This window comes from Flavobacterium reichenbachii (assembly GCF_002217435.1).
Taxonomy (GTDB): Bacteria; Bacteroidota; Bacteroidia; order Flavobacteriales; family Flavobacteriaceae; genus Flavobacterium; species Flavobacterium reichenbachii.
Genome location: NZ_MUHF01000031.1, coordinates 21,258 through 34,819 on the forward strand (window position 1 = coordinate 21,258; position 13,562 = coordinate 34,819).

The 13,562-nt window shown below is 35.6% G+C and carries 8 protein-coding genes; 6 read left to right on the forward strand and 2 right to left on the reverse strand.

Annotation, left to right across the window (positions count from 1 at the left end; translation table 11 throughout):
- Nucleotides 1-363: 363 nt before the first annotated feature.
- Together B0A68_RS21860 and B0A68_RS21865 are read right to left on the reverse strand one after the other, a co-directional pair.
- The gene (locus B0A68_RS21860; protein ID WP_035690019.1) at nt 364-1,419 is read right to left on the reverse strand and encodes a GntR family transcriptional regulator; all 1,056 of its coding nucleotides are present in this window, start codon (nt 1,417-1,419) and stop codon (nt 364-366) included.
- A gap of 57 nt (nt 1,420-1,476) precedes the next feature.
- Nucleotides 1,477-2,430, reverse strand: a complete 954-nt coding sequence (locus B0A68_RS21865) for a glycoside hydrolase family 43 protein (protein WP_035690020.1) — start codon at nt 2,428-2,430, stop codon at nt 1,477-1,479.
- Nucleotides 2,431-2,822: 392 nt separating this feature from the next.
- Here B0A68_RS21865 and B0A68_RS21870 point away from each other — a divergent pair, with 392 nt between their 5' ends.
- From B0A68_RS21870 to B0A68_RS21895, 6 genes are all read left to right on the forward strand, one after another.
- Nucleotides 2,823-5,957 carry a SusC/RagA family TonB-linked outer membrane protein gene (locus B0A68_RS21870; RefSeq protein WP_051892999.1) on the forward strand — a complete coding sequence of 1,045 codons (3,135 nt, stop codon included), beginning with the start codon at nt 2,823-2,825 and terminating at the stop codon, nt 5,955-5,957.
- Between the two features lie 19 nt (nt 5,958-5,976).
- Entirely contained in the window at nt 5,977-7,923 is a 1,947-nt protein-coding gene (locus B0A68_RS21875; RefSeq protein ID WP_035690022.1) for a RagB/SusD family nutrient uptake outer membrane protein, read from the forward strand.
- Nucleotides 7,924-8,009: 86 nt separating this feature from the next.
- Entirely contained in the window at nt 8,010-8,336 is a 327-nt protein-coding gene (gene rhaM / locus B0A68_RS21880) for an L-rhamnose mutarotase (RefSeq protein WP_035690023.1), read from the forward strand.
- A 25-nt stretch (nt 8,337-8,361) separates the two neighbouring features.
- Nucleotides 8,362-9,693, forward strand: a complete 1,332-nt coding sequence (locus B0A68_RS21885; protein ID WP_035690024.1) for a glycoside hydrolase family 88/105 protein — start codon at nt 8,362-8,364, stop codon at nt 9,691-9,693.
- A 25-nt stretch (nt 9,694-9,718) separates the two neighbouring features.
- Complete coding sequence (locus tag B0A68_RS21890; RefSeq protein WP_035690026.1) at nt 9,719-11,056, forward strand: TolB family protein; 1,338 nt, start codon at nt 9,719-9,721, stop codon at nt 11,054-11,056.
- Between the two features lie 56 nt (nt 11,057-11,112).
- Nucleotides 11,113-13,521, forward strand: coding sequence for a glycosyl hydrolase 115 family protein (locus B0A68_RS21895; protein WP_035690027.1), 2,409 nt, complete (start codon nt 11,113-11,115; stop codon nt 13,519-13,521).
- The last annotated feature ends 41 nt before the right edge of the window (nt 13,522-13,562 follow it).

Genomic DNA, 13,562 nt, shown 5'->3' on the forward strand with positions numbered 1-13,562 from the left:
TTAAAATAAGCAGTTTGTTTAGTCTGCCATAAAAAGAATCATTTTCCCCCGCTGAATATTCGATACAGAATCTAATTAACAACCAAATTAAAATATAGAAAAATATAAATCATCAAATTATCTGACGTTTCAATTGAATACCATATCTGTTATGCAAAGGAAAAATCAGGTTAACCAAAGAACGTCTAGATTACTTTATAAAATGAAGAGGCAGTAAATTGAAAAATATTTTTTTTAGCACTCTTCAATATTGATTTTAATTGAAAATGTATTTTTATCAGGGGAGCATAAAATTATAAAAAACACAGCGTTGATTATTATACAATTAACCTTGATTGTATTATAATTTTCATGATTTCTCAGTTATAGAGAACTGCGTTCGATATATAGAAATTTGTTTTTTATGGAGCCTTTTTTTTCTGAAAGTATAAGGTCGGCAGCAAGCGCTCCCATAGCTCTAAAATCGGTACTGATTACCGTAATATCCAGCAAGGATTTAAGTGGAGTTTCATTATAAGAAATGATTCCTATATCTTTTCCCAGCTTAAGGTTTTTAGCCTTAAGCTGCTGCATTAAAACTACAAGATCTGATTCCTGAATGGTTATATAAGCATATTTTTGATCTAATTCGATGTTTTTATTAATGTGATTTATTATTTCAAAATCAAAATTATAAGTTACACAAAATGATTTAAAACCTGTCATAATATGCTGCGGATACGGAAATACGCCTGTATTGGGATGAACTAAAATTATCTTTTGATACTTCTTGAGTTTATCCATTGCTTGTTCTAGTGCATTAAAGATGTCGTTTTTAAAGTCTTGATAAACTGCGTTGTAATCTGCATCGATTCCCTCTTTTACAGTATCAAGCAGAATAAGTTTGTCTTTTGGCATATTCTCAAGAGCATCTACAGCTTTATCTTTATGTTTGATTAAATTATAACCTTTTTCGTTTGCAAAATGCGGCATTATGACATAATAATCAAATAGTCCTAAGTTTTTTTTAAGCGTATCAACAAAGAGATTTTCGTCGCAATAATAAAGTGATACAGAAACATTTCCTTTAGATCCGATTGCATCTACAAAGGCATTGCAAATTTCCATTTTATAAGAACTTGGCTTATTAATTAATAAAAAGATATTGAGGACATCTACAGATTCGTTACCATTAATAAAATAACCAAGTCCAATAACAGAATAGATTAGATTTCTGGCACGCAGGTGTTTATAAGCTTTTTCGATCGTATCTCTTGATAATGCACTTTTCTGGCTCAGCTCGGTAATTGAAGGCATTTTTTGACCAATTTTCAATTTTCCCAGATTAATTTCATCTGTAATGCATTCTGCTACCTGTATATACTTTGGCACACTGGAGTGCAGCGTAATATTGATGTCTATCTTTTGTTCGTGCTGCATATCTTATATTTTGCTAAATGGGCAATTATTAAATTAGGTATGAAGTAAAGTAGTTGATTATTGCTCTTTTTTTAAGGCATTTAATTCGTCGGCAGAAATTATTAAAACCGTTCCGTGTCGTGTTCCCTCCGGAAAACTGATTTCTTCAGATATATCCTGCCAGCCTGATGTTGTTTCTTTTACTGCTCCGTATTTCTTTTGTGTATATTTATCAAAATAAACGACCCAATTACTGTCAATTTTTACAGCAGTTGGTCCTTCTGCCCAGTAATTTCCTGTAACGGCTTTACTGGCTTTGCTGTAAGGACCAGTGAGATTTTTGCTGAAAGCGGTCTTAATATTTTTCTGAACAGGATTTCGTGTTTCGTCTTTTAAATACATAACATATCCCTGATCTTGTTTTACAATAGAAGCATCTATGCTGTTAAAGCCGGGATCGTAAAGTAATTTTGTTTTTTTAAATTTCTTAAAATCCTTGGTTGTCGTGTAGTAAATTCGATGATTGTAGCCTTTCTCTTCGTCGGATTTAGTTTCTAAAAATTTTCCATCAATCGTAGATGCCCAATAAATCATATAACTTTTTGATTTTTCATCATATGTAATTTCGGGAGCCCAGGTATTTCGTGTTTTATTTTCTTCTTCCATTACAGGAATAAATTGCTGTTGTGACCAATGAATTAAATCTTTAGAAGAAGCATAACCAGTTCCTTTATCAGTCCAGCTCACGGTCCAGACCATATGGTAAAATCCGTCGGCACCTTTTACAATGCAGGGATCTCTCATTAATTTGTGTTTTCCAACCTCAGGTTTTAGAAATGAAGTATCGTTTTTAAGAGCATTCCATTTATAGCCGTCTTCGCTGTATGCAAAATGAAGTCCGTCTTCGCCATTTCCTTTAAAATAGCTAAAAAGGTATATTTCTTTTTTCTGTGAATAAGCAGAAAAAAAAGTAGATAAACATAATAATAAAATTAGAGCTCTTAAGCTTTTTAATGTATTTGATTTTACCATTCGGTTAGATTGTTTTAGTAAATAAAAACTTCAAATCTACACTTGTATTATCGTAAAATTATCTGACCTTCTATAAATTACCATCCTGTAGCATCCTGCTCATTTAAATTATTATATAATTATTTAAAAGTTGTATTAGTTGTTATATTGATTATTTTTAGGTTAATAAATACTATTAATAAAAAAATAAATTACTAAAATTTTTAATATAATAATTTCATTTTTCGCAATGCTTTTTAGTTGTAAAATAAGGGCTTCTGGCGTTTTCTTGTTAAAATAAATGTAATAAAATTGAATAATAAGCTGATAGCTAACAGGATACTACAGGACAGTACGGACTTAACTTCTGAATAAATTTGAGTTAACTAATTATTAACCAAATTTTAACTTTTATGAAAAACAAATTAAGTGTTCTGCTGGTGCTTTTTACAGTGCTTTTGCATATAGGAGCATATGCGCAGAACAAAGTAGTTAAAGGTACTATTACAGATGCTTCTGGACTGCCGGTTCCTGGAGTTAATGTACTTATTAAAGGAAGTCCAAATGGTGTCAGTACAGATTTGGACGGATCTTATTCGATTAGTGTTCCTTCGGGAAGCATCTTGGTTTACAGCTTTATTGGTTTTAAAAAACAAGAAGTCACTGTAGGTGCCGCAACGGTTTATAATGTTGTATTAAAAGAAGATGATAATTCTCTGGAAGAAGTTGTAGTTGTAGGATATGGAGTTAAGAAGAAAAAAGATCTAACTGGTTCTATAGTAAGTGTAGGTGCCGACGAAATTGCTTCCAGACCTGTTGTAAATGCAGTACAGGCAATGCAGGGAAAAGCAGCCGGTGTTGATATTTCTACCAATGAACGACCTGGGACTGTAGGAACCATTACAATTCGCGGCGCACGTTCGATTTCAGCATCAAATGCACCGCTTTATGTGGTAGATGGAATTCCTTTAAATTCAAAACTTATAACAGATTCTTCTACAGGAAAAATTAGTGTAGATGCCAATTCTGGAGGTATAGATTTTTTAAACCCAACAGATATAGAAACAATTGATGTTTTAAAAGATGCCTCGGCTACTGCTATTTATGGATCACGTGGTGCTAATGGAGTTATCATTGTGACTACAAAAAAAGGTAAAAACGGCAGATTTACTTTAAATTATGATACTTCGATCATGACAGAAACCATTCATGAAAATGCTCCAATGATGAATTCTGCACAATACATTGAGTTTCGCCGCTGGGGAAGATATTATTCTAATCCGGCTGCTTTTCCAAAAGGAGATGCACCTAATATAGAAAATGACAAATTAATTTTTCTTGCATCTGCAGATCCTTCTGCCTGGGCAAATATCGAAAAAGGCTGGAGAGATGCCAGCGGTAATTTGACCACAACATGGGACGGTTCTAAAGTGGCCACTACAGACTGGACAAAATTTGTTACCCGTACCGGAATTACCCAACAGCATACTGTTTCGGTTAGCGGCGGTACAGAAAAAATGAAGGCTTATGGTTCTTTTGGATATCTAAACAACACAGGAACATTGCAAGGACAAAGCTTTGTGCGTTACAGCGGTACTGCCAATGTTGATATTACCCCAACAAAATGGTTTTCTATGGGTATAGGACTTAATACCAGTTATGGTGTAAACGAATACGGACAATCTAACGTAGGGAGAACTGCGGTTACCAGTTCTGGCGGAATTTACGCAACGGCTCGTACCAATCTCCCATATGCGGTTCCTTACGATAGTAACGGAGTAAGAATTGACAATCCGGGAGGAGATTCTACTATAAGAACTCCTGTAGACGAATATAAATATTCGCAAGATCAACGTGTTACATTACGTGCTTTTGGTAGTTTGTATGCGCAGTTTGATTTGGGAGCAATATCAAAATCACTTGACGGATTAAAATACCGTATAAATTTTGGTCCAGATATCACTTCGTATCGAGACGGAGTGTATTTAGATGGGAAATCTGCTATTCGTTCGGGAACAAGTTTTGCTTCTTTAGCTAATGAAAGAACAATTTCCTATACATTAGATAACCTTATTTTCTATAACAAAACAGCTGGGAACCACAATTTTGGTGCGACTTTATTAATGAGCCAGACCGAATATCATAATGAACAAAGTGCTCTTTCTGCTAATGATATAAAAAATCCTGCCAATAAATGGAATGCCTTAAATCCTGCCAATGTAACGCTTGCAGGATATTCTTCTGGTTTAACAGAAACAGGCTTACTGTCTTACATGGGAAGAATAAACTATGGCTATGCCGATAAATATCTCCTAACTGCATCGGGTCGTTTTGATGGCGCTTCGCAACTGGCATCAGAAAACAGATGGGCATTTTTTCCAAGTGCTTCTGTCGCGTGGGTAGTAAACAAAGAAAAATTTTTAGAAAACGTATTGTGGATTAATCAGCTTAAGATGAGAGTTGGTTACGGGGTTACCGGAAATGCCGCAGTGCCTGCTTACGCAACGCAGCCTCCGTTAACAGGAATTGTATATCCTAACGGATCGGGTGTGGTAAATAATACATCTTTGGGAAATATTGGTTTAGGATGGGAACAAACAGCACAGTTTAACTACGGTATTGATTTTTCTCTTTTTAACAGCAGGATTTCCGGAGCCTTAGATTATTATACAAGCAAAACAACAGATTTATTATTAAAAAGCAGTGTGCCAACGGTGATTGGTGTAAAAGATACATATCAAAATGTTGGTGAAACAGAAGGAAACGGTGTAGAGCTTACATTGAATACTATAAATGTATCTTCAAAAGATTTTGAATGGTCTACTAATTTAAGTGCCTCTTATCAGCAAAGTAAAATTGTATCACTGCAAAATGGAAAGTTTGATGACATTAACAATAATTTATTTATTGGAGATTCTCAAAATGTAATTTATGGTTTTGAATCAAACGGAATCTGGAAACCTGAAGATGCGGCAGAAATGGCAAAATTTAATGTTGCCGCCGGATCTAATATTTTTTCATTTGGTAACGCCAGACCTGTTGATCAAAATGGTGATTATAAGATTGATGCTAATAATGATCGCGTTATTATTGGTTCAAAAGATCCAAAATATATTGTGGGTTTAACGAATACTTTTGTGTATAAAAATGTAGAATTGTCATTCTTTGTATACGGCCGTATGGGATACTTCTATGACACGCTTGGAGAGAACGAAGGCGCAAAAGGAAGCCAGAGACAAATAAATTATTATACCGATAATAATACCAATTCAGAATATCAGAAACCTATTTATTCTGCAGGAACAGGAGATCCTTATTTTCCTGTATTAGGATATCGTGATGGATCATTTTTAAAAATCAGAAACATTTCTATCGGCTATCATTTCGATAAAGATTTAGTACAAAAACTTGGATTGACCAAATTGAGAATGTATTGTCAGGCAAGCAATCCGGGGATGATTTTCTCTAAAGTAAAATGGACAGATCTGGATACACAGACCACAGCGTCAAACAGAGGTTTCACTTTAGGGATGAATGTAGAATTCTAATTAATTAAAAACAATCATTATGAAAAATTATAAAAACCGATATATCAATTTAATGCTTGTTGCCGCATTAATTCTTGGAAGCAGTTCCTGCAATAAAGACTTTCTTGACGAAGAATTGACTACAGCTTACAGTAAGGAATATTATAAAACCGAAGCTGGAATTCAAGCTTTGGCAATTGGAACCTATTATCAGGTATTTGCTGCAGAATTTGCCAGCGAAGTGCCATTAACTGCAACAGAGTCAGGAACAGACGAGTTTCATGCCGGAGGAGATCCTTCTAACTGGATATGGAATTCATATTCTTCGGGTTTCAAAGCTTTTGTAACTGTTTCAAATGCTAATACAGTTGCTGCAAACACCAACTGGGATAATTTGTATATCGGAATTGGAAATGCTAATCAATTAATTGAAGCAGCAAATGAAATCGCTTCCAGCAATGATGCAATCAAGAAAACAGCATTGGGCGAAGGTTATTTTCTGAGAGCTTTTAATTATCTAAAACTAGTAAGTCAATATGGGGGAGTGCCGCTAAAATTGACAACCAGTTCAAAAGTAGAGTTGGAATTTAAACGTGCCACACCAGAAGAAGTTTTGGCACAAGTTATTGCAGATTTTATACAAGCACGTAATTTACTGACCAATGCAGGTGCGCCGGCTAAGATTACTAAAGATGCAGCATCGCATTATTTAGCCAAAGCATATTTAACCCGTGCAAGCGAAATTAACGACAGCTGGAACAGTGCTACAAAATCGACAGATTTACAGCAGGTAGTTGCTTTATCTGACGAAGTTATTGCCACACATCCGCTCGCTGCTAATTTTGATAATTTATGGAATTATACTGTTGCAGACGGAGCAAATGAAAAACTTCCAGAATTAATCTTATCTGCACAGTTCAATGCCAGTACATTGACTACAGGAGGAAATCAGCAGCATTTGCATTTTTTGTCTACCTACGATCAGCTGCCTCAAATGAGACGTAATCTTGCCGGCGGAAGACCTTTCAGCCGTTTGGCACCAACTTATTTTGTATATGATGTATTTGATCATATTAACGATTCTCGTTTCTGGAAAAGTTTTCAAACAAAAAGTATCATCAATAATAAATCTGGAAATTACTATGTAAATGGCGATTTAGGAATTATGTATATTATAAACAGTGCTTCGGATAATCGTTTTGCTAAAACAAAAAATACAGACGCTATTATATACTCAAAAACCGGAAAAACAATTCCAACCGTTTATGTAGCTTATGCAGCAGATAAAACGGGTTTAATGGCAGATGTAAGATTCCCTTCTTTAAACAAACATTTAGACGGAAACAGAATAGATGTCAGCAATACAAAAGGATCACGTGATGTGGTTTTAGCACGTTCTGCAGAAACCTATTTAATGGCCGCCGAAGCAAAGGCAAAGCTGGCAAAAATTGGTTCTGCTTCCTTTGCAGATGCGCTGGCTTATGTAAACATTGTCCGCAATCGTGCGGCTTACAAAGCGGGAGAAAATCGTGCGGCTTATACAGATGGTTTAGCAGCATGGACAGTATCCGGACAGGCTGGAATTCCTATTTCTTATATCCCAGAAAACTCTTATTACGAATCTAATAATATTGCAGTTTCTACTGCGGCCACAAATTTATCTATTACAGGCATCGGAAGCTTTCCTGCAGAAGATCTTGCGGTTATAGCAAAATTAGGTTTGGGTACTGATTATGATCGTGTTTTATGTCTTATTCTAAATGAACGCACAAGAGAACTTTGCGGCGAGTTTCACCGTTGGGAAGATCTAAGCAGAACAAAAACTTTACTATCCAGAGCAAAAGCCTATAATATCGAAGCAGCACCAAACATTCAGGAATTTCATAATCTAAGACCAATTCCGCAGACTTTCCTAGATGGTGTTTATGCCAACGGAAGACCATTAACGCCAGGTGAAAAAGCTGCAATGCAGAATCCTGGTTATTAATTTTTAAAGTAGACTTATAAAATACAGCCTTTATCGGGACTTCATTTATATGGAGCTGCCGATAAGGCTTTTTTAAAAAGATAAAGATGGAAAAGAATACAATTCGTAATGCCTTCAAAATGAAATTAAAAAAGGGTTTTGAAGCAGAATATAAAAAAAGACACGACGAAATCTGGCCAGAATTGTCGGCATTGCTTTCTGAAACCGGAATACAGGATTACAGCATTTTTTTAGATGAAGAAACATTAATTCTTTTTGCAGTTCAGAAAATAAGTCCTGAGTTTGACAAAAATTATCTGCCCAATCACCTTATTGTTAAAAAATGGTGGGCATATATGGCAGATATCATGGAGACAAATCCAGATAATTCGCCTGCTGCAGTTGCATTAAAAGAAGTATTTCATCTCGATTAATTTTTATTTATTAAAAAAACATACTATGAAAATATCTAAAATTATAAGCCTTTGCGTTTTTGTAACCGGCAGTTCCTTATATGCCCAAACCAATGATGTTACTGCACCGCTCCATGCCATGCAGCCAGATTATATAACACCTTATGTTGTCCCGGAAAAAAATAATATTGAAGCAGTATTAAATAGAGTTTATACTTTTTTAGAAGAAAATACCGCTTCAAAAGCTTTAAACGCAAGTGATAATTCAGAAGTTACAGATTTTAAAAAAACAAAAGGAAAAATTATATTTTCTCCGGGATCTTTTAGACTCACCAGTTATGAATGGGGTGTCACGTATGCAGGAATGCTGTTAGCAGCCGAAGCAACCGGTAAAAAAGAATATGCAGAATATGCAAATAAACGTATCAAACTCATTACAGATATTGCGGTTAATTATAAAAGTGAAAGTTTAAGAGATTCGCCTGTACACGGCGTTTTACAGCCAAGAGCTTTGGATGATGCAGGTGCTTTGTGTGCCGCGTTTATAAAAGCAAAAAAATATCCTAATAATTCTACTAATGCAGATCCTGTAATTAATAATTTAATAAAATACATAAGTGAAAAAGAATTTCGACTTAAAGACGGAACTCTTGCAAGAAACAGACCGCAGCAAAATACGCTCTGGCTGGATGATTTGTTTATGAGTGTTCCCGCTTTGGCACAAATGGGAAGTTATACCGGAGATTCAAAATATTTTGATGATGCCGTAAAGCAGGTAAATCAATTTTCTGAGAGAATGTTCAATAGTCAAAAAGGGCTATATATGCACGGCTGGGTTGAGTCTATGCAGGTTCATCCTCAGTTTCACTGGGCAAGAGCAAATGGCTGGGCCGTAATGACAATGGTCGAATTGTTAGAGGTGCTTCCTAAAAATCATCCCGGTTATCCGCAGGTTTTGGCACAGCTTCAAAAGCATATTGCCGGACTAGTGCAATATCAGGATGGAACTGGTTTTTGGCACCAATTGTTAGATCGAAATGATTCCTACTTAGAAACTTCAGCGACAGCGATCTATACTTATTCGATTGCAAGAGCTATTAATCGCGGTTACGTAGATAAACTGGCTTACGCTCCAGCGGTTTTATTAGCGTGGAATGCTGTAGCTTCTAAAGTAAATACAAAAGGTCAGGTAGAAGGAACCTGCGTAGGAACGGGAATGGGTTTTGATCCGGCATTTTATTATTATCGTCCGATAAATGTATTTGCTGCACACGGTTACGGACCTGTTTTACTGGCGGGTGCAGAAGTAATTTTACTCTTAAAAAATAATCGGTTTGAAGTAAATGACAGCGCTATTCAGTTGAAAGCTAAAGGATAAGTTGAAACATTTTGAAAATAATTTTATGAATTTAAAATCAGCAGCAACTCTATTTTTACTTTTAAGTACGGCAGTCAATTTCGCGCAGATAGGGAAACGTTTTCCGTCAGAAAAAAAGATTATTAAAGATCCTGTTACGGGTTACGAATTGATCTTTTTAACGACAACCGCTGCAGGTGATTCTAAAACATATCCAACACATCCGCAATGGACTTCAGATGGGAAATGGCTGATTTTTAGAACAAAAAGAGCTAATGGTGATGCTGTAGCAGTAAACGAAAAATCGGGCGAAATGGTTCAGGTTACCGAAGGAGGTTACTCGGGAACGCTCTGCATGGCTCAAAAATCGATGAAGCTGTATTTTATGCGAAAAGCAGAAAATAAAATGCAGATTATGGAAGTGAATCTGGAAGCTGTTTTTAATGACAGCCAATCGGGAAAAATGAGACCATTATCAACTTATGAACGTGTCTGCGGTGTAACTTCACCAGAAATGGGAGCTTCTGGCGATATGGCTTTAGATGCAGACGAAGACAAAGTTTATTTTAGAATAGGAAAAGAAGAAGCTGCAAAATATCTGAATCCTGATATTAAAATTGAAAAAAGTTTTGGTCCGCGAAATATGGGTGCGGGACCGGGAGGCATTAGCAGTATGAATCTAAAAACAGGAGAATTTAAACATGTGATTTCAGTACCGTTTCAGGTAGGACATATTCAGTCTAATATCTGGAATCCGGGTGAATTGGTTTTTTGCTGGGAAACGGGAGGCAAATCGCCGCAACGAACCTGGACGGTAATGGCAGACGGAACAGGTTTGAGACCTTTGTATCCCGAATCTGATTTTGAATGGGTGACGCACGAAGCTGTAATTTCTAAAGATGAGGTTGCAATGGCTATAATGGGACACCGCAAAATTGATGTTCAGAAAGAAATTCCTGTTGAGGTTATAAACGGCGGCAAAGTGAGAAATCCTGAAAATCCCGGTCAGGAAAGTAATTGGGGAAATTCGGGAACACGAGAAAAACCTACAGGCTTAGCGATTGTTAATTTAAGAACACGCGAAATGATTATTGCAGGTCAAACGAAACAAGGAAGCGGTCTGTGGCATGTACACGGATCATCTGATGGAAGATGGGCTGTTGGTGATGATTTTTCCAGAAGTTTATATTTGATAGATCGAAAATCAAACGAAATGATTATGCTGACCACAGGACATAAAACAACCGCCGAAGATCACGTACATCCAACTTTTAATAGAGAGGGAACAAAAATTCAAATTCAGTCTGCTATGATTTCTAAAGACAACCGCACAATGAATATTTGCATCGTAAATGTTCCTAAAGACTGGTTGCAACGTAAATAAGAAATCTAAAGTAATTTTTGATATTTAAAACAAACCGTCTTTCAAAAAAGATATACATGAAAAACGTACTATTTTTAGTTTTTGCGTTAATAATAGTAAATTCCTATGGTCAGGAGAAAAAATCTATTGAATTTCCTATTGTAAAATCCAACGAAATTGCTTCAATATATATTGATAAAAATACAGATGCATTAATTATTTGGGCGGTAAATGAACTGGCAGATGATATTCTGGCACTCACAGGAAAACGACCAGCCATTATTCAGACAAAAACATTTTCTGAAAAAGGAATTTACATCGGTCAGGTTTCAGATGAGTTATTCAAATCCAGGACAAATCTGAAAGCAATATCAAATAAATGGGAAAAATTCTGCATTCAAAAAGATAAAGATAAGTTACTGATCATAGGTTCTGATGTAAGAGGAACGGTTTATGCTATTTTTGAAACAGCAGAACGTCTTGGAATCTCGCCTTGGAAATGGTGGGCAGATGTACATCCGATAAGACAAGAAAATCTTTCTTTAAAGCTTCCTCAAAAAGACATTATTTCTTCGCCTTCAGTACAATATCGAGGTATTTTTTTGAATGATGAAGATTGGGGATTACAACCTTGGGCTGCGAAAAATTTCGAAAAAGAAACAGGTGATATAGGTCCAAAAACGTACGAGAAAATATTCCAGCTTTTACTGCGGCTGAAAGCCAATACAATCTGGCCGGCAATGCATCCGTCAACAAAGGGCTTTTTTACTATTGACGGAAACAAAGAAATGGCGCAGAAATATCATATTGTTATCGGCTCATCGCATGCAGAACCCATGCTTCGTAATAATGTTGACGAATGGAAACCAAAAATTAACGGCGATTATAATTATTTTACCAATAAAACCAATATCGATAAATATTGGAAGGATCGTGTAGACGAAATTAAAACGGCTGATAACGAAACGATCATGACATTAGGAATGCGCGGTGTTCATGATAGTAAAATGGAAGGGGCGAAGGATCTAAAAGAATCCATTGAAATGGTAGAGAAAATAATTTTGAATCAGCGCGCAATGCTGTCTGATGCTTTTAAGAAACCACTGAACCAAATTCCGCAAGCTTTTATTCCCTACAAAGAAGTTTTGGAATTGTATGATAAAGGACTAAAAATTCCAGATGATATAACTCTTGTATGGCCAGATGATAATTATGGATATATTCGTCGTTTGAGCAACGAAAACGAACAGAAAAGAGCAGGAGGGAGTGGGGTTTATTTTCACATAAGTTATTGGGGAAGACCTCACGATTATCTTTGGCTGTGTACTACACAGCCTGGTTTAATTTGGTATGAAATGACAAAAGCATACCAAAATGGAGCTCAAAAAATGTGGATTGTAAATGTTGGCGATATTAAACCCGCAGAATATGACATGGAGTTATTTCTAGACTTGGCGTGGAATATCAACAGTATAAAGCCTGACGGAATAAACGATCATTTGAAAAATTGGATTTCAAGAGAATTTTCTAAAGACATTTCAAATGAATTGAGCTTTGTTTTAAGTGAATATTATCGTCTGGCATCACTTCGCAAACCAGAATTTATGGGGTGGAGCCAGACTGAACCTACAACTCCGGTAAAACAGTCTGATTTTTCTGTAGAGGAATCAATTAAAAGGATTAAGGCTTACAAAACATTAATCGTAAAAGTTGATAGTTTGAGTGCTTTTGTCCCTAAAGAAAGAAAAGATGCCTGGTTTCAATTAGTAGAATATCCTGTAAAAGGAGCCGCTTATATGAATTATAAATTTTTACACTGGAATTTGGCGGGAGCTGCTTCGGATGTTAATGAAAAAGAAAAATATGAAGTTTTAGCCGCGCAAGCTTATCAGAAAATAAAAGAACTTACCGATTTCTATAATACTAAATTAAGCAATGGAAAATGGAATTACATGATGTCGATGAACCCTCGAAATCTTCCAGTTTTTGATTCCTTAAGAAAGAATACCTTATCTAAGGTTATTTCAATTAAATCTTTAAATAAAATTGAAATTCAGGCCAGTCAATTTACTGCAAAAAAAGAGGTAAAAGGATTTCAGTGGAAGGCTGTAAACGGATTGGGCTACACCAATAATGCGGTTACTATATTTCCGTTTAAGCACCAGTATTTTAAAACAGAAAAACCGTCGGTTGTTTATGAATTTGAAATTAAAACCGCTGGTAATTACGAAATTGAAGTAAAATTTCTTCCAACACATGCTAATAATTTTGATCATGAAGTCAGTATTCAAATAGATGATAATACGGAGGAAACTTTTAAAATTAATACCAAAGACCGCAATGAAACCTGGAAAGAAAATGTGCTGCGAAATAGTGCCGTCGTAAAACTTGGTGTATTAAGTCTTTCAGCAGGAAAATATAAAGTAAAGATTGAAGTAAATCAAAACGGAATTGTTTTGGATCAGTTATTAATTACTGGTGTTTAAAGCGGAACTATCTGCATAGATTTTAATAAAGAAATAGAGTT

Coding starts and splice junctions, on each gene's coding strand:
- rhaM (WP_035690023.1), top strand. CDS start 8,010: ATGGAAAAGAATACAATTCGTAATGCCTTCAAAATGAAATTAAAAAAG.
- B0A68_RS21875 (WP_035690022.1), top strand. CDS start 5,977: ATGAAAAATTATAAAAACCGATATATCAATTTAATGCTTGTTGCCGCA.
- B0A68_RS21860 (WP_035690019.1), bottom strand. CDS start 1,419: ATGCAGCACGAACAAAAGATAGACATCAATATTACGCTGCACTCCAGT.
- B0A68_RS21885 (WP_035690024.1), top strand. CDS start 8,362: ATGAAAATATCTAAAATTATAAGCCTTTGCGTTTTTGTAACCGGCAGT.
- B0A68_RS21890 (WP_035690026.1), top strand. CDS start 9,719: ATGAATTTAAAATCAGCAGCAACTCTATTTTTACTTTTAAGTACGGCA.
- B0A68_RS21870 (WP_051892999.1), top strand. CDS start 2,823: ATGAAAAACAAATTAAGTGTTCTGCTGGTGCTTTTTACAGTGCTTTTG.
- B0A68_RS21895 (WP_035690027.1), top strand. CDS start 11,113: ATGAAAAACGTACTATTTTTAGTTTTTGCGTTAATAATAGTAAATTCC.
- B0A68_RS21865 (WP_035690020.1), bottom strand. CDS start 2,430: ATGGTAAAATCAAATACATTAAAAAGCTTAAGAGCTCTAATTTTATTA.